Origin of the sequence: Bacillus thermozeamaize (assembly GCA_002159075.1) — a bacterium.
Classification (GTDB): Bacteria; Bacillota; Bacilli; order ZCTH02-B2; family ZCTH02-B2; genus Bacillus_BB; species Bacillus_BB thermozeamaize.
Map to the genome: position 1 here is coordinate 1 of LZRT01000010.1, position 23,607 is coordinate 23,607.

General features: G+C 54.6%; 20 protein-coding genes and 2 pseudogenes. 1 reads left to right on the forward strand and 21 read right to left on the reverse strand.

What is annotated here, in order from left to right; all coding sequences use genetic code 11:
- The 19 genes and pseudogenes from BAA01_06995 to BAA01_07085 form a co-directional block, all read right to left on the reverse strand.
- Positions 1-862: isovaleryl-CoA dehydrogenase (locus tag BAA01_06995; protein ID OUM90727.1), on the reverse strand; the 862-nt coding region annotated here is incomplete at its 3' end.
- A gap of 49 nt (positions 863-911) precedes the next feature.
- Positions 912-2,630 (reverse strand): acyl-CoA synthetase, encoded by a 1,719-nt coding sequence (locus BAA01_07000; protein OUM90728.1) that lies wholly within the window; start codon positions 2,628-2,630, stop codon positions 912-914.
- Positions 2,631-2,636: 6 nt separating this feature from the next.
- Positions 2,637-3,050, reverse strand: a complete 414-nt coding sequence (locus BAA01_07005; GenBank protein OUM90835.1) for a hypothetical protein — start codon at positions 3,048-3,050, stop codon at positions 2,637-2,639.
- Between the two features lie 43 nt (positions 3,051-3,093).
- Positions 3,094-4,266, reverse strand: a complete 1,173-nt coding sequence (locus tag BAA01_07010; protein OUM90729.1) for a thiolase — start codon at positions 4,264-4,266, stop codon at positions 3,094-3,096.
- Between the two features lie 29 nt (positions 4,267-4,295).
- Positions 4,296-5,696 carry a peptide ABC transporter substrate-binding protein gene (locus BAA01_07015; protein OUM90836.1) on the reverse strand — a complete coding sequence of 467 codons (1,401 nt, stop codon included), beginning with the start codon at positions 5,694-5,696 and terminating at the stop codon, positions 4,296-4,298.
- A 305-nt stretch (positions 5,697-6,001) separates the two neighbouring features.
- A pseudogene (locus BAA01_07020) lies at positions 6,002-6,900 on the reverse strand (ABC transporter permease).
- A gap of 20 nt (positions 6,901-6,920) precedes the next feature.
- Positions 6,921-7,904 (reverse strand): glutathione ABC transporter permease GsiC, encoded by a 984-nt coding sequence (locus BAA01_07025; GenBank protein ID OUM90730.1) that lies wholly within the window; start codon positions 7,902-7,904, stop codon positions 6,921-6,923.
- A 25-nt stretch (positions 7,905-7,929) separates the two neighbouring features.
- Positions 7,930-8,901, reverse strand: coding sequence for a hypothetical protein (locus tag BAA01_07030; protein ID OUM90731.1), 972 nt, complete (start codon positions 8,899-8,901; stop codon positions 7,930-7,932).
- On the reverse strand, positions 8,901-9,938 hold the full coding sequence (locus BAA01_07035; protein OUM90732.1) for a peptide ABC transporter ATP-binding protein: 1,038 nt from the start codon (positions 9,936-9,938) through the stop codon (positions 8,901-8,903). The genes BAA01_07030 and BAA01_07035 overlap by 1 nt, the downstream gene beginning before the upstream one ends.
- Positions 9,939-10,132: 194 nt before the next feature.
- Positions 10,133-11,047, reverse strand: coding sequence for a hypothetical protein (locus tag BAA01_07040; GenBank protein OUM90733.1), 915 nt, complete (start codon positions 11,045-11,047; stop codon positions 10,133-10,135).
- 132 nt (positions 11,048-11,179) lie between these two features.
- The gene (locus BAA01_07045) at positions 11,180-12,109 is read right to left on the reverse strand and encodes a lipase (protein OUM90734.1); all 930 of its coding nucleotides are present in this window, start codon (positions 12,107-12,109) and stop codon (positions 11,180-11,182) included.
- Positions 12,110-12,312: 203 nt separating this feature from the next.
- Positions 12,313-13,383: a hypothetical protein gene (locus BAA01_07050; protein ID OUM90837.1), complete on the reverse strand. Its 1,071-nt coding sequence runs from the start codon at positions 13,381-13,383 to the stop codon at positions 12,313-12,315.
- A 23-nt stretch (positions 13,384-13,406) separates the two neighbouring features.
- Complete coding sequence (locus BAA01_07055) at positions 13,407-14,564, reverse strand: acyl-CoA dehydrogenase (protein OUM90735.1); 1,158 nt, start codon at positions 14,562-14,564, stop codon at positions 13,407-13,409.
- Between the two features lie 14 nt (positions 14,565-14,578).
- Positions 14,579-15,394, reverse strand: coding sequence for an enoyl-CoA hydratase (locus tag BAA01_07060; GenBank protein ID OUM90736.1), 816 nt, complete (start codon positions 15,392-15,394; stop codon positions 14,579-14,581).
- A gap of 85 nt (positions 15,395-15,479) precedes the next feature.
- Entirely contained in the window at positions 15,480-16,490 is a 1,011-nt protein-coding gene (locus BAA01_07065) for an alcohol dehydrogenase (GenBank protein OUM90737.1), read from the reverse strand.
- Between the two features lie 28 nt (positions 16,491-16,518).
- Positions 16,519-17,259 carry a hypothetical protein gene (locus tag BAA01_07070; GenBank protein ID OUM90738.1) on the reverse strand — a complete coding sequence of 247 codons (741 nt, stop codon included), beginning with the start codon at positions 17,257-17,259 and terminating at the stop codon, positions 16,519-16,521.
- Positions 17,260-17,494: 235 nt separating this feature from the next.
- Positions 17,495-18,265: an enoyl-ACP reductase gene (locus BAA01_07075; GenBank protein OUM90739.1), complete on the reverse strand. Its 771-nt coding sequence runs from the start codon at positions 18,263-18,265 to the stop codon at positions 17,495-17,497.
- Between the two features lie 143 nt (positions 18,266-18,408).
- Positions 18,409-18,855: pseudogene (locus BAA01_07080) on the reverse strand (enoyl-CoA hydratase).
- 85 nt (positions 18,856-18,940) lie between these two features.
- Complete coding sequence (locus tag BAA01_07085) at positions 18,941-20,104, reverse strand: acyl-CoA dehydrogenase (protein OUM90740.1); 1,164 nt, start codon at positions 20,102-20,104, stop codon at positions 18,941-18,943.
- 211 nt (positions 20,105-20,315) lie between these two features.
- Between BAA01_07085 and BAA01_07090 the strand changes: the two genes are divergently transcribed.
- The gene (locus tag BAA01_07090; protein OUM90741.1) at positions 20,316-21,233 is read left to right on the forward strand and encodes a LysR family transcriptional regulator; all 918 of its coding nucleotides are present in this window, start codon (positions 20,316-20,318) and stop codon (positions 21,231-21,233) included.
- 148 nt (positions 21,234-21,381) lie between these two features.
- Here BAA01_07090 and BAA01_07095 read toward each other — a convergent pair whose 3' ends face one another.
- Together BAA01_07095 and BAA01_07100 are read right to left on the reverse strand one after the other, a co-directional pair.
- Positions 21,382-22,383 carry an NADP-dependent oxidoreductase gene (locus tag BAA01_07095; GenBank protein ID OUM90838.1) on the reverse strand — a complete coding sequence of 334 codons (1,002 nt, stop codon included), beginning with the start codon at positions 22,381-22,383 and terminating at the stop codon, positions 21,382-21,384.
- Between the two features lie 25 nt (positions 22,384-22,408).
- Positions 22,409-23,536, reverse strand: coding sequence for an acyl-CoA dehydrogenase (locus BAA01_07100; GenBank protein ID OUM90839.1), 1,128 nt, complete (start codon positions 23,534-23,536; stop codon positions 22,409-22,411).
- Positions 23,537-23,607 lie beyond the last annotated feature (71 nt).

Consider the following 23,607-nt stretch of genomic DNA (forward strand, 5'->3'; position numbering starts at 1 on the left):
AGTAGGGGTTGTCAATGGCCAGGCTCCCGTCCGGGGTCCGCTTCGTGGCGCTGACCCTGACGATTTCGTCCAGCTCCCGCTGGAAGCGCACCTGCCGCCCGAGCGCCAGCGTCCCCCGCTCAAATCCCAGCGTGCCCATCGCCACTTTCCAGCCGTTGTTGACGCCGCCAACCACATTCTCCTTCGGAATCCGGACGTTGTCGAAGAACACCTCGTTGAAGTCCCGGTTGCCGTTCAGCTGGACGAGCGGCCGGACCGTCACCCCGGGGCTGTTCATCGGCACGAGGAAGAACGTGATCCCCTTGTGCTTCGGCGCTTCGGTATCGGTACGGGCCAGAACGAAGCACCAATCGGCGTAATGGGCGCCACTGGTCCACACCTTCTGGCCGTTAATCACCCATTCATCGCCGTCCAGCACCGCCCGCGTCTGCAGGCTGGCCAGGTCGGAACCGGCGTTGGGCTCGGAGAAGCCCTGGCACCAGAATTCCTCTCCTCTCAGCAGGGGCGGCAGGAAGCGCTTTTTTTGTTCCTCCGTGCCATAAAGCAGCAGGGTCGGTCCCAGCAGCAGTTTTCCAAGCGCATTGAACCCGGACGGTGCGTTCAATTTGCCCGCCTCTTCGTTAAAAATCGTCTCTTCAACAAAGGTCATCCCCTGACCGCCGTATTCCTTCGGCCAGGACAACCCGGCAAAACCCGCTTCGTAAAGCTTGCGTTCCCACTCCTGCATCCATTTCTTGCGTTCCTCATTGCTCTCTGGCCACTTGAAATGAGGCGTGCCCCATCCCTTCGGCAGGTTCTCCTTCAGCCACTGGCGCACGCGCAAACGAAACTGTTCCTGCTCCGGCGTAAACGCCAAATCCATGTAACGCTCACCTCAACTCGTGAATTTAGATCGTGCATTTAGAACGGGTTCATCTGGCCTCCATCTCCCGAAGAACGCGCTTGAGTACCTTCCCTGCGGCACTAACCGGAATCTCATCGATAAAGGCCACTTCCCGCAACCGTTTGTACGGCACCACCTGTTCGTTAACAAATGCCATCAGCTCTTCGGCGGTGGCGGTATGCCCCTGTTTCAGCACGACGTAGGCCTTCGGAATTTCACCCGCTTCCAGATCCGGCTTGCCGATGACGGCTGCGTTGGCCACCGCCGGATGGCGGAACAGGATCTCTTCCAGTTCCCGCGGGTAGACGTTATATCCCTTGTACAACAACATATCCTTCTTCCGATCGACGATGTAGACATATCCGTCGTCGTCCATCATCCCGATATCTCCCGTGTGCAGCCAGCCGTCTTTCAGCGTCACCGCCGTCTCTTCGGGCTTGTTGTAATAACCCAGCATCACTTGCGGTCCCCGGATACAGATTTCCCCGACCGAACCGGGCGGTAGCGGGTCTTCTCCGCCTTCCAGTGAGATGATCTTGCAATCGGTGTCGAATACCGGAATGCCCACACTCCCCAGTTTTCGCAACGAACTGCGTCCCCCCGGATTGCTGATGCCGACCATGGTCATCTCCGTCATCCCGTACCCTTCACTAATGACGGCATCGGGGAAACGTTTCTTCAAGATTTCAAAAAGCTCTTTGGCCAACGGCGCCGCTCCGGAGGTGATCCGCCGCACCGAACTGAGATCCCGCTTCCAGAAGTCCGGGTGGCGGATCAATCCGACATAAATGGGGGGCGCGCCTCCCATTCCCGTCACCCGGTAGCGTTCCGCATCTTCCAGATACTTTCCTGGGTCAAAGCGAAGGTGCAAAATGGTGGTGCCGCCGCATAAAAAGGCGACGTTCAGGCTGCCAATGATCCCCATGGCGTGGAACCACGGTGTCAGATTGATCCCAACGTTTTCACCCACGGGTGAATATTCCTTGTCTTCGCCGACAAGGGAAGGATCGGCCGGTTCAAGGTATAAGCCGCCGTCTTTTACAACCGGCAAGCATCCCGTTCCCCAGCAGGCGGATTGCATAATATTGACAACCACGTTGTAATGGGTGAGCATGACCCCTTTGGAACGTCCGGTGGTTCCGCCTGTATAGGCAATGTGGGCCAGCTCCTTATTGGGGGAAATCTCCACCTCCACTGGCTCAGGCGGTTCATCGGCCAACAGCTGGGCAAAACTGTACCAGTGTTGTCCGTAACCGGAAACATCCACGGCCCGCGGCGGACTGGACAGCTCACTCTCTCCGGTGAGGAATACGTGACGCAAGCCGGTCTGTCCCTCCACCTCGCGAATCGAACGGGCCACCATCTCATGCGTGACAACCGCTTTGGCGCCGCAGTCATTCAACTGATAAACCAGATCATGGGGCGGAAGAAGGGGGTTGACCGGCGAAAACGTGGCACCGGAAAGCAAAATCCCGTAATAGGCCATGGCATATTGCGGGTTGTTGAACATATGAATGGCCACCACATCGCCTTTGCCCAGCCCCTTGGAACGAAGCACGCGGGCAAACCGCAACGCACCCTCATACAACTGCCGGTAGGTGAACGGCTGATCGTGGTAATACAACGCCACCTTTTCGCCAAACCGCTCCGCACTCCCCTTGATCACCGCGCCTACCGGAATGACCGGATAATCAATGCTTGTCGGCATCCCCTTCGGCCAATGCTTGTGCCATACTCTGCTCTCCATCTTCCATCATCCCTCCAACCGTGCTGCAAATTTGGGCAAGGTGATCTCCTCCGTGAGCTTTTCAAACACCACCTGAACCGGCATCCCGCACCTGACCTCTTCGATGGGGATGTCAACGATCGTACTCATCATTCGGACTCCTTCTTCCAATTCAATGATTGCGACAATATAAGGAACCTCTTTTTCAAACCCAGGTCCTCCCGGCCGCCTGGCCACCGTGTAGGAATAGACCCGCCCCCGCCCGCTGCTCTCCACCCACCGGAGACGATTCGACATGCAATGCGGACAGATGCTCCTGGGATAAAACACATGTTTGCCGCAATCCTCACATTGCTGGATCATCAGTTTTTCTTGCGCACACATTTCCCAGAAATAGCGGGACTCCGGGTCAATCACCGGGAGCAACTTATCTGTCATCATCCATCCCACCCTTTTCTTGTCAATGAAAAACTTCCATAGGTATTTAATCCCGGGCAAGGATGCAAGTGGCCGTCGAGGACAACACCCCTCCGGTGCCGTTGACCAGCGCCAGCTTGGCGTCAGGCACCTGGCGCGGTCCGCATTCGCCGCGCAACTGCCTGACCGCCTCGATCAGAAGAAAGATGCCATACATCCCCGGATGCAGGCAGGACAGCCCGCCGCCATTGGTGTTCATCGGAAAATCCCCGCCGGGAGCGGTTCGCTGGTTGGCCACAAAATCGCCTCCTTCTCCCGGTTTGCAAAACCCGAGCGATTCCAGCGTGAGGAGGACAGTAATGGTAAAGGAGTCGTAGATCTGCACCACATCCAGATCCTCATGCCGCACCCCGGCCATTTCAAAAGCCCTTCTTCCCGATTCTCTGGCGGTCGTGACCGTCAAATCAGGCATATTGGTTATCGTGGAATGAGAATGGGCCTCTCCGTGGCCCAGGATCCAGATCGGCCGTGTCCGGCAATCTCGCGCCCTCTCGGCGGAGGCCACTACGACCGCCCCCGCCCCATCCGTGACCAGGCAGCAGTCCAGAAGGTGCAGGGGATCACAAATCAACTCCGAATTCAGAACATCCTCCACGGTAATCGGCTCACGCATGGTGGCCGCCGGGTTCAGGCTGGCCCATTTCCGTGTCGCCACGGCAATTTCCGCCAGTTGTTCGCTGGTGGTCCCGTATTGGTACATGTGCCGGTGGGCAGCCAAGGCATAGGCGCCCACCGGTGCCGGCAAACCCCAGATACTTTCGTACTGGGCGGTCAACTCGGCGGGTCTCCCCCTGCCGAGATTGCGGCGACGGTTGGAACGTTGATCACTGCCGTAGAGAATCAGGGCAACGTTGCACAAACCGGCTTGGATGGCAGCCGCCGCATGACCCACATGGGCCTCAAAGGAGGAACCTCCAATGTTGGTCGAATCGGTAAAGCTGGGTTGAATCCCCAGATACTCCGCCATCGTAACGCTTGGAAACAGCCCGACCCCGGGAATCCCCCAAGAACCGGCCACCAGAAGGCCATCCACGTCCTCTTTGGTCAATCCCGCCTCATCCAGTGCTTTTTTGGCCACCTCAGCCTGAGCCTGGAGCACGGTTTTTTCTCCTTTGAATCTCCCTTTTTCCAGCTCCGCATCAGCCACGCCCACAATCGCTGCAGCCCGTCGCAACGACAAGAAACATTCCCCCTTTTGCTGTCCCTGTTTTATTTATCCAGCCATACATCTTTTAAATGGATATTTCCATAAGAAGCATGGGGATGATGGTCTCTTACCCAGGGCTGGTGAGGCGTCTCCACGTAATGCGTAATCAGAGGAATCGGGTTGATCACGTTTTCGAGGACATACCGCTGAATCTCATGCACCTTCTTCTTTCGCTGCTCCTCATCCATGATCAACCGCTGTTCATCCAGCATCTTGTCCAACTCGGGTATCTTGACGCCAAACCAGTTGCGGGGGGATTTGCTGTGCAACTGGCCGCGCAACCACTCATCCGGTTCCTGATAGAAGCTTTGAAATCCCACACCGATGTCATATTGCAATCCGGGCCATCGTTTCGAAAAGTAGGTGGCATACTCCACCACTTCAATCTCGGCATTGATGCCCACCTTTTTCAAATCTTCCGCAATCCACTGCGCGGTTTGGACCACCTGTTCCCCATAGGCATTGGTCACCATGATCTTGGTGGAAAACCCGTTAGGATACCCCGCCTCTTTCAACAAAGCCTTGGCCTTCTCGGGATCGTAGGGCTGCAGCGCTTCCCGTTCCTCCAACGGCAATGCCCAATCCGCGAGCGAAGGATTGACGGGCGAACTGACCTCCCCGTCGCCAAAGATCTGCTTGAGTAATCCTTTCCGGTCAATAGCCATGCTGATGGCCTTCCGCACCCGCAGATCGTCAAAAGGCGGTTTGGTCATGTTCATATAGACAATGATCTGAGTCGGAAAAAGGACTTTTGAAACGTTGATGTCCGGATTGCTCTTCCGGAGATTTTCCACCTCCCGTGGCGAAATGATCCCGATCGACTCCGTCTGACCGGTACGAAATGCGGCGATCCGCGCCCCCTGATCCGGTACCACCATGATCCTGATTTCATCCAGATAGGGTTTTCCTTTCATGTAGTAATCCGGGTTTCGCTTGAGAATGGCCTCCACGTTGTCTTCCCACTTCTCCAGGATGAACGGTCCGGAACCAATCGCCTTGGTGGCCAAGTCAAATTTCCCTTCAATGCCTTCTTTCGGCAGAATCCACATGTAATGGTTGGCCATGTAATTGAGAAAAGGAGCAAACGGTTCCTTCAGGGTAAAGACCACCGTGTGCTGATCAGGCGCCTCCATCTTTTCCACCTTCTCCAGCATATAAACCTGGTGCCCAGGAAGGCTCCGGATCCGCTCCATCGTCGCGATGACGTCCTCCGCCACGACAGGGCGGCCATTGACCGGCGGGACATTCTGCCACTTGGCGTCTTTCCGCAGATGGAATGTGTACACCTTCCCGTCCTCCGACACCTCCCAGTCTTCAGCCAAGTCCCCGGTCAGCACATAATCGGAGTAATCAACGTCCGGCCCGGTTTTGTACGTGAGCAGCTTGCTGTATACCAGGCCGATGATGTTGTGCGTATAAATGGAAGATTGTTTGTGAGGATCCAACATGTCCGGGTCTGCCGGCGAGAGAATCGTGTAAACACCTCCCGGCTTGGGTTGACCCGCCTGTTGCCCGCCTTTCTCCCCCTCTTTTCCACCGGCATCCTTGTTGTCTACCGGTTGCGACGTACCGCTGCAAGCGACAAGGAACACGGCCAGGAAAAAAGTCATCACATGGAACAGATGCATTCTTCTGTTCCTTCTGAAAGTTCGATTGCCCATTGCGCTCATGTTTTTCAACCCCCGTCATTATGAGTAAACCTGTCCGCTTATGAAGGCAGTCTCGGATCGAAATAATCCCGCAGAGCATCACCCAACAAATTAAAAGCCAGCACGGACAGGCTCAGGGCCAGCCCCGGAAACACCACTAGCCAGGGAGCATTTTCCATGTAACGGGTCGCACCGCTTAACATCAGCCCCCAAGAGGGATTGGGCGGCGGAGTTCCAATCCCCAAGAAACTCAAAGAGGCTTCGGCGATGATTGCCCCGCCAAAGGCCAGACTGGCCATAACCGTCAACGGCGCCACCATGTTCGGCACGCCATGCCGCAGCATGATGCGCCATGCGCGGGCGCCCATCGCCTTCGCCGCCTCGACAAAAGTGGCTTCGCGGATTTTCAGCATCTCCCCTCTGGCAATGCGCGCAAAGCGGGGCGTCTCCACGACGACAAGGGCCAATATCACATGTTTGGGTCCGGCCCCAGCAACGCCGCAATAAACAGAGCCAGGATCAGCGCGGGGATGGCCATGATCCCATCCATGATCCGTTGGATAACCATGTCAACGACGCCGCCAAAATACCCTGACACCACACCGAGCAAGGTGCCGAATAACACAGACAGAACAACCGTGGCCAGCCCGACGTACAGGGAAATCCTGGCGCCGTGCAGGATGCGGCTGAATACATCCCGCCCCAAGTCGTCCGTCCCCATCCAGAAGTCGGCATTGGGTCCCACCATGATTGACTCCCGAAACTGGGCATCCGGTTCATAGGGAGCAAGAACAGGTGACAATAATGCAATCAGCGTCATCAACAGAATAAACAGGAGCGACAAGGCGCCAATGGGCTGCGTCCGGACAAACCGTTTGCACTCATCCAAAAACAGGCTGCCCGGAGCGGCTCGCTGTGCCGCTGGCGACGGTAGACTAGGCCGGAAAAGTTCCGCCATCCCATTCACATCCTTCCTTTTCATGCGTTTGACGATTGATGGCGAATTCTTGGATCTATCCAACCATAGGTGATATCGACGAGGAGGTTGACCAAAATGAACATCCCTCCGTAAATCAGCACACAGGCCTGTACCACCGGATAATCCCGGTTGCTGACCGTCTCAAATATCAGACTTCCCATTCCGGGTATCGAAAAGATATACTCGAGAACAACCGTTCCCCCCAACAAAATGCCAATCTGCAGGCCAACCAAGGTAACGACGGAAATGAGCGAGTTTCTGAGCGCGTGTTTGTAGATCACGATCCGTTCGCTCGCCCCCTTGGCGCGTACGGTCCGGATAAAATCGGAGTGCAACACTTCCAGCAGCGCAGAGCGGGTCATCCGGATCGTGCTGGCGCTTAACGTAACAGCCAAAGCCAGAGCAGGCAAGATCATCTTTTGCAAATTGACCGCCGGATCTTCCAGGAAAGACCGGTAAGCGATCGGCGGAATCCAACCAAACCACAAGGACAAAAACGTGATAATCAGCAGACCCAGCCAGAAGTTGGGAATCGAGAGCCCGGTGATCGCCGTGACACGGATCAATTGGTCGGCCCATTTTCCATGCTTGACCGCTGCAATGACCCCCAAAGGAATCCCGACCAATAACGAGATGATCACCGAAAGCCCGACCAGCTCCAGGGTGACCGGCAGCCGCTTGGCAATCATGTCCATCACCGGCTGCTGGGACCAGAGTGAGGTCCCCAAATCACCCTGCAACGCATCCTTCAGCCAGATCAGCAATTGCTGCCATACCGGTTTGTCCAGCCCCATCTCCGACTTCAGCGCGGCCATTTGTTCCTCAGAGACCACCCCTGCCTGCGCCAGTTGCAGCGTAACCACATCACCGGGAACCAAGCGCATGACGACAAACGTAAAGACGGTCATCACCAGCAGAATGAGCAGCCCGTAAACGATACGACGGACGATATATTCGAACAAGCGACATCCCACCTTTGGCATTGGTTCAGCTAAACCGGGTTCCTCTTCAATACAAGTGGCAGGCAACCTGGTGGCCGGAAGCCACTTCCCTGAGCGCCGGCGCTTCCGTTTTGCATCTTTCCATGGCCTTGGGGCATCGTGGGTGGAATTTGCAACCCGATGGAAGATCAGCCGCGCTGGGAGCTTCCCCTTTCAGGAGAATGCGTTCCTTCCTGGCTATCGGATCTGGATTCGGCACGGCAGAAAACAGAGCCTGTGTGTATGGGTGCAACGGTTTCCCGAACAACGCCTCAGAATCGGCCTCCTCCACGATTTCCCCCAGATACATCACGCAAATCCGATCCGAAATGTACTTCACCACATTCAAGTCGTGGGAGATAAACAGGTATGACAAATGAAGCCTCTCCTGCAGCTCCTTCAATAAATTGAGCACCTGTGCCTGTACCGAAACATCCAGCGCGGATACCGCCTCATCACAAACCACCAGTTCCGGATTGGTGGCCAGCGCCCTGGCAATGCCGATACGCTGGCGTTGGCCGCCCGAAAATTGATGGGGGTATTTTCCCATGTCGCGCTTTGACAGACCCACCAGCTCCAGGAGTTCGGCAATTCGCTCCTTTTTCTCGCGGCCACTGGACAGACGGTGAATGGCAAGCGGTTCCCCGATGATCTCCGTCACGGTCATCCGGGGATTGAGCGAACTGAACGGATCCTGGAAGATCATTTGCATGCGCTTGCGGATCTCCCGCATCTGTTGGGCACCCATCTGTCCCAGATCCTGTCCCTTATACAACACGGTCCCTTCCGTAGGCCGGATCAAATGCAGAACCATTCGCCCCGTCGTCGATTTCCCGCATCCCGATTCCCCGACCAGACCGAGGGTCTCTCCCGGGCGGATCCGGAATGAAACGCCATCCACCGCCTTCACGTAACCTGCCGGCCGCGAAAAAATCCCTTTGGTTATCGGAAAATATTTTTTCAGCCCGTTCGCCTCAAGCAACCAAGATGCTTCCGCCATCAATGGATCCCTCCCATCCCCATCCCGTCACCGGTCGCAAGCGCCACTTCCGCGGAAGATTCCCGCAACCAGCAACGGCTCTGTCTTCCGGGAGCCAATTCAAGCAGCGGCGGTTCTTCCATGGCACACCGCTCCATCGCATAGGGACACCGGGTGCTGAACCGGCACCCGGAAGGCATCTCCATCAGTGTCGGAACCGACCCGGGAATGGCCTGCAAGCGCTTACTTTTTGGCGTAGTCAACTTGGGAATGCTGCGGAGCAATCCTTCGGTATATGGATGTTGAGGATTTCGAAACACCTCAGCCACCTTCCCTTGCTCCACCACCTTGCCGGCATACATCACCACCACCCGGTCCGCCATTTCCGCGACCACGCCCAAATCATGTGTCACCAACAGCACCGCTGAACCAAACTCCGCCTGCAACCTTTTCATCAGATCCAGGATCTGGGCCTGAACCGTCACATCCAGCGCCGTCGTCGGCTCATCCGCAATCAACAGTTTTGGATTGCAAGCCAGCGCAATGGCAATCATCACGCGCTGCCGCTGGCCTCCGGACAATTGATGGGGATAACTGTTCATGCGCATTTCCGGGTCGGGGAGACCGACCAATCGAAGCAATTCCACCGCTCGCTGAAATGCTTCCTTTTTGTTGACAGTTTCGTGTATACGCAATACTTCGATAATTTGATCGCCAATCCGGTAAACCGGATCAAGGGAGGTCATCGGATCCTGAAACACCATCGCCATCTCTTTGCCGCGCATCCTGCGCATTTGATCCTCAGTGGCATGGACAATATCCCGGCCAGCAAAGAGAATCTGCCCGCCTGCGATCCACCCTGTATTTCCAAGCAATCGCATGATGGACAAGACGGTCACGCTCTTTCCTGAGCCGGATTCACCGACCAGCGCGACCGTTTCACCGGCATCCACATCGAACGATACATCGCTGACTGCTTCTACCACACCGTAGCGGGTGCGAAATGATGTTTTCAAGTGTTCGACACGTAACAGCGGCGACGCTCTCCCTGAGGACATGAGGTACCACCTTTCCATTGAGATGGGCAACGTTTTCTGAAAAAGAGACAGTTTATGAAAAGAAATAAAGTTGTTTATGATAAATAACTATACAAGATGATCGCGGATTATTCAAGCAATATTTTTAGAAAAATTTTATCATTGCAACGTCGATCATGGTATTTTATTGTTTAATATATTGGGAATCCATAGGATCACGAAAATTTCTGCGTCATCTCTGCCTCACGTGATGCCGCCGGGGAGGAACGCCGGTTGACCAGGTAAATCCCCGTAAGGATCAAACCGCCACCCAGGAGGAGAAAAAGGCTCACCGGCTCTTTCAAAAACAGACTTCCCATCAATACCGACATGAGCGGAACGACAAACATATTGGCCGACATCCGGCTCGCTTCACCCTGCTGAAGCAGCGCGAGGTACAACACCCAGGCCAGGGAAATGCCAAACAAGGCGGTGTACAGGATACTGGACCAGAAAGTGACATTCCACGTTGCTTCTGTCCAGTTTTCAAAAACCAGGCTCAAAACAAGTATCCACAACCCGCCGATGACAAACTGACCGGCAATCAGCCACAGCAAAGAAACCCGTTCCTGAATCCGTTTAAAATAGACCGTTCCAATGGCCCAACTCAAGGCAGCCCCCACCCCCAGCAACACCCCGATCAGCGAAAGCGAACCGAACACTCCTTCCGAACTGACGAAAAACACGCCGGTAAACCCGAGAATCAGTCCGATACTCTTGCTCCATGTCAGTGATTCCTTCAGCCAAATGCGCGCAAACAGCCCGACCAGAATGGGTTGCAGATAAATCAACACGGCCGTCAATCCCGACGGCAAATAGTACACGGCATATGTCTGCAGTATGAAAAAAAGGAACACAAAAAAAAGCGCCGACCACAACCAATACGGCCAAATCTGTGACACCCTGAACTTTCCTCCCCATAACCAGGCAGGCAGCAGCAGAAACAGACCGCCCAAAAAGGTGCGCAGTCCCGCAAAAAGAAGAGGTGGCGATTGGCTCAAGCCAATCTTCACCACCGGAAAAGCGGAACTCCAGGAGAGGACCAGCAGGATAAATATCGGGATGAAGTAGCGAGATATCCATGCTTGCATCTGCCGTTCGACCCCTTTTTTATTTGAACTCGCATGACTCCTTTGTAATACGGGTCATTCCAAACACCCTCACCTCCAGTATACTTGGGTTCAGCAAATCTGCTCAAGAAGATTGGCATCTTCGTCCTTCATTCAACGCCAAGCTTTTCGCAAAGCGTCGGCCAGCTCCCGGATCGCCTCCTCACTGGCGTCAATCACCCCGATCATGGAGAAAAACCCGTGGATCATGCCATCATAACACGAACACGTCACAGGAACGCCCGCTTGCCGCAACAATTCTGCATACGCTTCGCCCTCATCGCGCAGCGGATCATATTCGGCTGTGATCACGAGGGCAGGCGGCAGATTCCGGAAGTCCCCTGCGAGCGCCGGAGAGGCCAGAGGGTTCGTCTTGTCCTCTTCCGTTCGCAAATAATGATCGCGAAACCAGTACATCATCTCCCGGGTAAGAAAATACCCCGATCCGTTTTCCTGGTGTGAGCGGGTATTCATGGCAAAATCTGTGGCGGGATAGATCAAAGCTTGAAAACGCAGTTCCAGTCCACCCTGATCCCGCGCCATCAGGGCGACGACGGCGGCCAGGTTGCCGCCGGCACTGTCGCCGCCCACGGCAATCCGCTCCGGGTCGCCATTGAATTCTTGCGCATGCTCTGCCACCCAGCAAGTTGCCGCGTAGGCGTCTTCTACCGCCGCCGGAAATTTATGCTCCGGAGCCAGGCGATAATCCACCGACACCACAATGCACCCCGCCGCATTGGCAATTTTACGACACGGCGCGTCATGGGTGTCGGGGCTGCCGATCACCCAGCCGCCTCCATGAAAATAAACCAGTACGGGGAACGGTCCCGAACCTTCCGGATAATAAAATCGTGCCGGGATGGAACCGGCGGGTCCAGGAATCTGCCTATCCTCCACTTTGGCCACCGGCTCCAAATTTTCCGGACGGGTACGCATCATGGCATACGCCGCCCGCGCCGCTTCCGGAGACAGTGTATGAAGGGATGGCATGCCAGAGTTTTTCAATTGGTCTAAAACCATCTGCGCCTGGGGATGAACAGGCATCTTTATCTCCTCCTGCCACCGTTACTTCTGAATTTTCAATAGAGTTAAGTCCAGTATATCACATCGCATCATCCATAACCATCAAAATTTTCCTTCTAGAAACAAAGAATTCCCTTCGGGTATCACCCTTAGGGGACACAAACGAGAAAACCAAACCGATGATTCCATATTTTATTATATTTTAATAGCGATGGATGAGGAATTTATAATGACGTGACGAGCGGCCAAAGTTGTTCCGCTCCCCGCTCGAGCACGTGCTGGCCCAGCCGTTCTGCCCATTCACTTTCTGTCCCGAACTCATCCCGCCAGGACCACAACCGGCGGGTACTGTAATGGAGCACATGCTCATCGGTAAAGCCGATTGCCCCATGCACCTGATGGGCGATCGCCGTCGCGATTCCGACTGCCTCTCCCACTCGGATCTTGGCCATCATCGTCGCCAACCGGGCCGCTTCATTGGCATCGTACTGCATATCGGCCCGTTCTACCGCAGCCATGGCGCTCTCGACAGCCATTCCCGCCGCAGTGACCTCGCCCGCCAGGATGGCCAGCTGCTGCTGGATCGCCTGAAACCGGGCAATCGGACGGCCGAACTGGATACGTTCCTTGGAATAGTTCACGGACAACTCCAGGACCCGCTCCAGTGCCCCGGCCATCTGCGCCGCCCGCATCAGGGCACCCCGGTACAATACTTCCAATTTACTTACGCCGGCTGCAGCCTGCGCCACCTGGTCCTCCCCGACAAGCACACCATCAAAGCACACCTCGTCGCGTGCCTCGTTCGCCAAGTCCTGCCCGGGCCGGATGGAACAGGCTTTTGGATCGACAACCGCCACCATTTCTCCTTGTTCGGAATCGCCGATGAGAACGATGGATTTGGCCTGGCGCGCCCAGGGCACATGCCGCGCGGTCCCGGAAAGGAGCCAGCCTCCCTCCGTTTTTTGCATCCTTACTTTCTCTTCCGGAATGACAGGCGCAACCGTGGCCGCATCCGTCACGACGGGAAGACGAACCATGGCCAACAACCAATTGGCCAACAACGTCTCGGCAAGCGGGACGGGCGCGGCAAATCTTCCAGCCACTCGCAAGATGGCGAGCGCGTCGCCAAAACTGCCACCCACTCCACCTGCTTCTTCGGGAACAGGAACCAGCGTCATCCCGGCCTCTTCCATCGTCTTCCAGAGATCCTGGGCCCACTCGCCCCGCTCTGTGGCTTCCAGCAACTCTTTCGTACACAAATCTTTCATCATCCGGCTTGCCGTCTCGACAAACATTTCCCGGAGCTCATGATGTTCATTCATCTGACGCCCAGCCCCCTCGCTATAATCCCGCGTAAGATCTCCGTCGTCCCACCACGCAATGTAAATCCCGGGGCATGCAGAATCGCCTGCGCCATGAGGACCTCAAAGCGGTTGGGTGACGTCACAGATGGCGCACAGGCCACCAGCATCCGGGCCACTTCCGCCACTTCCCGTTCATACCGCGTCCCCAGATCCTTGACCAGCGCGGCGGCAATATCCGGTGTCACGCCACGTTCCAGAAGCCCGGCCACGCCAAGAGACATCTGGCGCAGGGTCCAGAGCCGGGAGACCAGCTGCCCCACCGCAATCCGCGAACGGGCGTCATGGCCAGCCTGCAACACTTTCACCAGTTCAGCCAGCAAGGGATAGGTACTGAGAAACCGCTCCGGCCCGCTGCGTTCATACGCCAATTCCGCCATTCCCTGCTTCCAGCCGTTGCCCACCTCGCCCACCACCATCTCATCGGGAACAAACACATCCTCAAAAATCACTTCATTGAAGTGATGTTCCCCCGTGATCAAGCGGATCGGCCGAACCGTCACGCCTTTTGCTGACAGGTCCACGATCAGCTGGCTCATCCCGGCATGGCGGTTCTCCGGATCAAGGGGCGAGGTCCGGCAAAGGGCGATCATGTAATGCGAGCGATGCGCGCCGCTGGTCCAGACCTTGCTTCCGTTTAGGATCCACCCGCCATCCACTTTTTTGGCCATACTGGATACAGAAGCCAAATCGGAGCCAGAATTGGGCTCGCTCAAGCCAATCACAAAGTAGATCTCGCCACGGGCAATGCCCGGCAGGAAACGCTGTCTCTGTTCCTCCGTACCATAACGGAGCAGAAGGGGTCCCGACTGACGGTCGGCAATCCAGTGCGCCGCCACTGGCGCTCCGGCTGCCAGCAACTCTTCCGTCACCACAAAACGCTCCAGCGCCGAACGCTCATGACCGCCATACTTCTTCGGCCAAGTGAGGCCTATCCATCCCTTTTCGCCCAGCTTGCGGCTGAACTCCGGCGAAAACCCGCCCAGCCAGGCGTCACACTGCGGCGTAAAACTCCCCTTTTCCAGTTCTTCGGCAAGAAACTGCCTTACTTCCCGCCGCAATTGTTCTGCTGCTTCCGGTAGTCTGACACTTGGCAGTTGCAAATCCTTAAACACAGAAAATCCTCTCCTTATTCAAACCTTGGCTTTCTCTTTTCGACGATCGACTTCAATCCCTCCTGATAATCCGGCAGCTCCGTCACCAATCCCATGAAAGAGGATACCATATCCAATGAGGTTCTAAGATCCGTCTTCAGCCCCTGGTACACGGTGCGTTTAATCATGCGAATCGCCTGCTGCGGCCCCCGTGCCAGCCGCTCCGCCAGCGCATACGTCTCATCCAACAGCTGTTCATGGGGAACGACACGGGTAACCAGCCCCAGCTCAAACGCCTCTTTCGCATCCAACATCCGTCCGGTCCAGAGCAGCTCCAGGGCGTGATCGAGCCGGATAATCCGGGGCAGATAATACCCGCCGCCATCGCCTGGGACAATCCCCACATTGACATATCCTTCCGCAAACCGCGCCTGATCCGAGGCAAACCGCAGGTCGCACTGCAACGCCATATCCAGCCCGGCACCGATCGCATCGCCGTTGATGGCGGCCAATGTCGGCTTGTCAATCTCCTCCATCAGGAGAGGAATGCGCTGAATATGCTTCCAGAGGGCATTTTTCCGCTGCAGCCCGGTCGACACGAAATCCTCTTCCTCTCCCACACCGCCAATGAATCCCTTGCCGTTCAGCATCGCTTTCACGTCGCCCCCGGCACAAAACGCTTTCCCATTGCCTGTCAGGACCATGACACGGATCGCGTCATTGTCCCGCACCTCTTCCAAGGCCTCCCGCCAGAGCCGGATCATCTCGGCGCTGAACGCGTTGCGCGCCTCCGGACGATTGAGCGTCAGGGTCGCAATTCCTTCTTTGACTTCAAACAACAGATCAGCCATGAATGATTCCTCCTCTTCTGAATGGAAAAAATTCTAAAAACGAGACATGCATTTTTCCGCTTGCCGCATCGGCCGGCACTTGGCGCTACGAATCCACGATTTTCAACGTGATTTTGCCAAAATTCAATCCCTGTTCCATGCGCAGCATTGCCTCAGCGGCCTCTTCCAGCGGATAGCGGCGATCGATCACCGGCCGCAGCTGGTGTTTTGCATACAACTCAAGCATGTTCGCAAAGTCGCGCGGACTGCCCATCGTCGTGCCCCGGATATCCATCTGGCGGGAAAACACGCCACGCATGATCAGCTCGGGAACCGATCCATTGGTCGCCCCATAACTGACAATGCGGCCGCCCGGATTGGTCACTTCAATCAACTGGGTGAACCCGGGCCCGGCAACGCCATCCACAATCAGATCTGCACCGCCGATCATCTCGCGAAGCCGTTTCACCCAGCCTTCCTTCCGGTAATTCACTCCGCCAGCCGCTCCCAGCCGGATGGCCCTTTCGATTTTTTCGTCACTTCCGGATGTCACATAAACGTTCGCCCCTTTGGCAAGGGCCATCTGCAAGGCATACAGGGCCACTCCGCTGCCAATCCCGGAAATCAGTACCGTCTCCCCTGCCTGTACCTGGCCCCTCGTCACCACGGCACGGTAAGCCGTCACACCGGCCAGCGGCAACGCCGCCGCCTCTTCCCAGGTGAGATGTTCCGGTTTGGGATAAACTTGTGCGGCCGGGACGACGACATACTCCGCAAAGGTCCCGTCAACCGGCATGCCTAGAATATGAAAATTCGGACCGGGATGCGCTTCCTGATCACCCCAGGCCAAGCCGGGATTGATCACCACGCGGCTTCCCTCTTCGACGTTTTTCACATTTTCCCCACGGGCCACCACCTCACCAGCTCCATCGGAGCCGAGGATGGAAGGCAATTTGGTCCGGGGATACCTTCCATAGGAAATAAACACATCCCTGCGGTTCAAAGCAGCGTAATGGAGTTTGATGAGGACTTCATCCGCTTTTGGTTTTGGAATTTCCACCTCCTCATAGCGAAGGTTTTTTGGTCCTTCCGGTTCTCTCAATACAATCGCCTTCATCGTCTTCGCCTCCAATCCCAATCGATTTTCAGCAGCGACTCTCCAACAACAATCGCAATTGCCCATCCTTTACCTCCACGACGGTAGAGGCATCCCCCACAGAACCGACAAACTGAAGCAACTCACGCAATCCATTCTCCATAAAATACCGTCCCACCCGTCCCCGCCTCAGCGCATCGAACACCTCTCCCGGGCGGTTTTGGGCCGAATCATAGGCAAATTGCGCCGCATCATTCATTTTTACTCCTGTCAAATCGAGCCTCGAGACAATTTCACTGGCACACAAAAAATCTTCATAGGAAAAATGCCCCTTGGAACCGGCACAGATGATAAACACATCCTCCACAGCGGCACGATTGAGATAATCCGCTACTGCAGGTGCATTGCGCAAGCAACCGAGGAGCAACTGTCCGGCCGGTTGGGCGTAACGAACCGCCCGCGTTCCGTTGGTTGTCAGAAAAATGATGTCTTTGCCCCTGACAACCTCTTCCGTAAACTCATCGGGAAGCGGACCCAGATCAAACTCTTCCACCTTAAACCCGTCTTCTTCCCCCCCTGTAATCAGGTTTGGCGAGGCCAACTCCCGCCTCAACCGCCGCGCCTCCTCCAGGCTCCCTACCGGAAAAACCCGCTGCGCCCCCCGTTCCATCATCGTCACCATGGTGGTGGTTGCCAGCAGCACATCGATCACCACAGCGGCGGCACCCACGAGGCGCTCCGGAACGATTTCCTCTTTTGTCAACCAGACATGCAACCGCTTCATGCCCAACTCTCCGTCACTCCCTTAAAAATCGCATTCATTTAAACTGCGCAAATGCTATAAAACCAATTATATCAGTAATTGACAGGAATATCTAAACTGAGTGAACCTGTGCATGTCAGACACATGCATACGGGGATGTACAAAAAAAGCAGAAACCCTTTGATGGTAGGGTTTTCTGCCTAAGGGATAATTTGCTTGACCGGTTAGGCGTGTCCACCGTTTGACCAGATTCCAATATGGACTACATCCCAATGATGTGGTACCCGCTGTCCACGTGGATCACTTCGCCGGTCACCCCTCGGGACATGTCGCTGAGCAAAAACACCGCCGTGTCTGCCACCTCAGCCGGATCAGTGCCCCTGCGCAGCGGTGCCTTCTCCTGCATGGTATGCAGCGACGTGTTAAAATCTTTCACACCCTTGGCCGCCAGCGTGCGGATCGGACCGGCAGAAATAGCGTTGACGCGGATGTTCTCAGGTCCCAGATCATTGGCCAGATAGCGGACGCTCATGTCCAAAGCCGCCTTGGCCACGCCCATCACGTTGTAATTGGGCACCACCCGCTCCCCGCCAAGGTAGGTCATGGTCATGATGCTCCCGCCTTCCGTCATCAACGGCCTGGCAGCCCGCGCTACGGCGACCAGTGAATAGGCGCTGATCTCCTGGGCCAGCAGATATCCGTCCCGTGACGTGTCCAAAAAGGCACCTTCCAGATCTTCGGTTTTCGCATAGGCCAGACTGTGCACCACACCGTGAAGCACCCCGAAGTGTTCCTTCAGACGGGAAAACACCTGCTGGATTTCTTCTTCTTTGGTCACGTCACACGGCAGGAGCAGGGAGCCAGGCATGCTTTCGTCGGTCAGTTCCTTGACGCTTTTGCCAAAGCGCTCGCCCTGATAGGTAAAAGCCAGCTTCGCCCCTTCCCGATGCAAAGCCTGGGCGATGGCCCAAGCAATGCTGCGCTTGTTGGCCACTCCCATGATCAGGATGTTCTTATCTTGAACCAATCCCATTTCAACACCTCATTTTTCAAAAAAATGGTCAATTCCACTTGGAAATCCCTGCATGTTCGCCAAGGTTGTACCATCATTAACATACCACAATGAACCATCAACGCCAATTTTTAAAACCTGAACAACGAACTTGAGCTGATGCATTAATTTCCGGTGAAATGGGGTGTTCTTTTGTCTAACATTGCAGCCAACGCTTCTTTATGATCTTCCGTATCTCTCACGATAGAAAAATGGGAAGAAATAAGATCCAATGCCGTTCGCAGGTCAAGATTCACAGACTGATAAACGGCCCTTTTTATCATCCGGATGGCGATGGTAGGTGAATGGACGATCCTTTCTGCAAATTCCAATGTCTTGGGCATCAAATCCTCGGCGGAATATACGCGATTGACAATCCCTAATTCTTTTGCTTCATTTGCAGAAATGAAATCGCCCGTCCACAACAGTTCCAACGCTTTGGAAATACCGACCATTCTTGGAAGAAAGTATGCCCCGCCATCTCCAGGAACAAGCCCCACACGGATATATCCTTCGGAAAATCTGGCGTTTTCTGAAGCAGACCGGATATCGCACATCAAAGCCATATCCATTTCTTGGAAGAGCTGCTCTCCACCCATTCGCCACCGATAAAAAGTTTGTCGTAAATCTCCATCTTGGCTACCCTCCTTCTCATCTTCAGTATGACTTCGGAAGTCCAAGGACATGGGTGGACAAATAGTTGAGAACCATTTGTTGTGATATCGGAGCAATCTTGTACAAACGCACTTCCCGCCACAATCTCTCGATGTGATATTCCTTGGAATATCCGAAACCTCCCAGCGTCTGCAATGCCTGGTCACAGGCAAAAAATCCCACTTCCGCCGCCAGGAACTTCGCGGCGTTGGCCTCTTTTCCACAAGGCAGCCCATGATCAAATAGCCACGCTGCCTTCATGGCCAACAGCTCGGCGCTCTCAAGTTGTGCCCAGGCCTGGGCCAAGGGATGTGCAATTGCCTGGTTTTGACCTATGGGACGGTCAAAGACAATTCTTTCAGTTGCATACTGCGCTGCCCGGTTAAGAGCAAACCGGCCTATCCCGATGGCTTCCATCGCAATGACAATCCGTTCAGGATTCAGTCCGTCGATAAGATGATAAAACCCTTTTCCAACCTCTCCCACAATATCGTCATCCGTAGCTTCCAGGTCGGAGATAAAAACCTCATTCGAATCGACAGCCGCTCTCCCAAGTTTATCGATTTTTCGAATGGTACAGTGCGTTCTGTCCAAATCTACAAAAAACAATGTCATGCCATCAAAAGGCCTTTTATCATCGCGGGGCGACGTGCGAGTAAGCAACAACATCTTCTGAGCATTCTGGGCATTCGTCGACCACACTTTTTGTCCGTTGATCACCCACTTTTGCCCCCGCTTCTCCGCCCGTGTGCTGATTCGCGATGTATCCGAACCGGCATTTGGTTCCGTGACACCGAAGGCCATCAGCAGTTCCCCGCGCGCAATGGCCGGGAGATACTTACGTTTCATTTGTTCCGATCCGTACTTGATGATTGGCATCGGAGGAAACATGTAAAAATGAACAGCTGATGCGCCACTCGTTCCCGCACCGGAAGCGGCCACCTCGTGCAAAATCAGTGACGCTTCCATAATTCCCATCCCTTGACCACCATACTCCTCAGGAATAATCGCCCCCAGCCAACCGCCCTCCGCCAATTCCTTGACAAACTCCCACGGATACTCCCCTGTACGATCTTTTTCGCGCCAATATTCCAAATCGTACTTGCTCGACAACGCACGTACCGTCTCTTGAATCTGTTTCTGAAAAACGGTCAACGAAAAGTCCACGTCATATCCCCCCATGGGAAACTACGCATTCAATACATTTAAAATCATCGTTTTTAGTTTTTATATTTTGTTTATAAACTTAACCATCAATAACTCTTACTTTCAAGAAAAATATTGTATTTTCTTGCTTATAATACTAACATTCGTTAATATTATTGTCTAAAATATAATTACTATGGATCCCATAGGCATTATCTATGAGGTGATGGTCATGGAAATGCGCCTGTTTGAGTACGCGGTTGAAGTGGCCCGACAACGAAGTTTCACCAAGGCGGCAGCCAATCTGCACATAGCCCAACCGTCTTTAAGCCAACAAATTGCTAAATTGGAGGATGAACTGGGGGTACGTTTGTTTTACCGAGGGCCTAAAGGGACCTCTCTGACACCAGAAGGCATGCTGTTTTTGAAACGCGCCGAACAAATCGTACAATTGAAAGAAGACCTTAAAAGGGAGATGTTTGAGAGAACGGTCGGCATGGGACACACGCTGACGATCGGTGCAACACCGATCACCGTCAGGCATCTACTTCCTTCATTGCTCGAACAATATCAGTTGCGCTACCCAAATGTTCGGATCGATCTGATTGAGGAATCCACCGGCGCGCTTCACCATCTGACTGCACAAGGCTCGGTGGATATTGCCATTCTGTCCTTGCCCGTAGAAGACGCTTGCATTGCTACCAGACCAATGTTTACAGAACCTATTTATGCTGCCCTGCCGACCGAATGCAAGCCATGGATGTCCGACAGGTTGGCATTCTTCGTCGAAAAACGGGTGCCTCGGATTTCTCTGGCTGAATTGGCAGATTGCCCATTCATTTTACTCAAAAAAGAATATAAACTTCGTTACTCCATGCTTGAACTGTGCGCCAAAGCGGGCTTTCAACCACGTATTGCATATGAGACAAACAACATTGAAACGGCACAAGCTTTTGCTGCGTACGGACTAGGCGTGACATTGATTCCCGATTTAATCCAAAAATCCTCGATTGTGGACAAGAAGCAACCGTTGTACATGGAACTTGAAGAGCAACCGACCCGGACCGTCGTGTTTGCTTATCGGAAAGACCGCTATCTCGGCCAGGCCGCTCGTGCTCTAATGGATATTTACTACGAAATCGCCAATTAAATTTTGACGAAGGACCCACTCATCGGAAACGGATTCGGACATTTGAGAGGCGCTTGTAAAAACCGCAAGGGCTGTCCCCCAGGTCTGTGACCAGGGTCAGCCCCGTACGGCATCACGAACATCCTATCTATATCTATTGTTTCACCTGTTAGTCGGCCACCTTGACCAGTTGCTTGCCGAGATTTTCTCCCGTAAACAGCCCCAGGAAGGCTTTGATCGTGTTTTCAAATCCTTCCACAATGTTCTCTTTGTACTTCAGCCGTCCTTCCCGGACCCACTGCGCCAGCTGGGAGATGCCTTCCTCAAACCTGCTGGCATAATCCCTGACAATAAATCCCTTCATCAAGGAACTGGTAATCAGAAGCTGGGTTTGCATGCGCGGACCGACATCCGGCTTCTCCAGGTTGTAGAGCGCGATTTGTCCGCACAGCGGAATGCGGGCCTGGTAATTGAGCATTGTCATGACGGCATCGGAAATCGTTCCGCCGACATTGTCAAAGTAGATGTCGACACCGTTCGGACAGGCAGCCTTGAGATCTTCGCGGAGATCGGTCGCCGTTTTGTAGTTGATGGCCGCATCAAACCCCAGTTCCTGAACCAAGTAAGCGGTTTTTTCGTCTGACCCAGCAATACCGACCACACGGCAGCCTTTGATTTTGGCGATCTGTCCAACCGTCATGCCCACAGCGCCAGCCGCGCCGGATACCACAACCGTTTCCCCTTCTTTCGGCTGGCCGATGTCGAGCAGCCCGAAATAGGCGGTCAATCCCGGCATGCCCAGAACGCCTAGCGCGGTGGTGATCGGCGCCAGTTCAGGGTTGACCTTCTGCAATTGATCGGCGGAAGCCACCGCATAACGCTGCCAGCCGTAATTGCCGAGGACGATATCCCCTTCCCGGTAAGAAGGCGACTTGGATTGCAGCACCCGTCCAACGGCACCTCCACCGACCACGCCATTCAGCTCATAGGGCGGAACGTACGACTTCCGATCGCTCATTCTGCCGCGCATGTACGGATCGACGGACAAATACAGGGTCTGAATGAGCACTTCCCCTTCTTTCGGTTGCGGAATGGGCGTTTCAACGATGGCAAAGTTTTCATCCGTCGGCATTCCCTTTGGCCGGCTCACTAAAATGATCTGCTGATTCATATGCGCATCCAACAACGTTCACTCCCTACAATCCCAATTGTCTCGCAATAATCACCTTCATGATCTCATTGGTCCCGGCGAAGATGGTGTCCACTCGCACATTCTGGTAATGACGGCAGATGGGGAATTCCTCCATGTACCCGTATCCGCCGTGAAGTTGCAGAACGTCCGCCGCCACCCGGTTGGCCATTTCAGAAATCCACCACTTGGCCATCGACACCTTGGTGACCAAATCCTTTCCTTCCAGATGCTCTGCGATGAGCCGCTCCACAAAGGTGCGGGCAATCTCGATTTCAGTGGCCATTTCGGCCAGTTTGAAGCTGTTGTACTGGAATTTGCCGATGGGCCGGCCAAACGCCTTTCTCGTCTTGGCATATTCAAGGCCTTCGGCAAACATCTTCTCGGCGGCGCACAGGGAGCCGATGGCCGCCACCAAACGTTCCTGTTGCAGCTTTTCCATCAGATAATAAAAGCCTTTTCCTTCTTCGCCGAGGAGATTGCTGCGCGGCACCCGGCAGTTGTCAAAGACCAGCTCGGCCGTCCCTTCGGTGTGACGGCCCATTTTTTCCATCTTCTTCGCCTTGATGAATCCCGGCGTGCCGTCTTCGACAACAAAGAGGCTGATGTTTTTGTGCGGCTTCTCGTGATGGCCGGTCTTGGCGACGACAATCACCAGATCGCAATCCCAGCCATTGGTAATGAACACCTTTTCACCGTTGATGATGTAGTCATCCCCGTCCCGGACCGCCGTCGTCTCCACGGCGGCCAGGTCGGAGCCGGTACCGGGTTCGGTCATCGCAATGGCCGTCAGAATTTCCCCGGAAGCGCAACCGGGCAGCCAGCGGCGCCGTTGTTCCTCATTGCCGTAGGAATAAAGGTAAGGCACCACCACATCCGAATGCAGGACAAAAGGAATATCTACATCGGCCCGTGACATTTCTTCCATGATGATGACAGAATAATCAAATCCCAGCCCGCTGCCGCCGTACTCTTCCGGCAGCCAGGGACAGAGAAACCCCTGGCTCCCGAACGATTTCCAGATCTCCTTCGGCACCTGACGTTCCTTGTACCACTGGGGAAAATGCGGCACGATTTCCTTTTGCAGATACTTGCGCAGCGACTGGCGAAACAGTTCATGTTCCGGTGTATCCATGATGCCCATCTCGTTTCCCCTCTCACGCGTTCATAAATGGTCAAAGCCGAAAACGGCCAGCTAATGGTCAG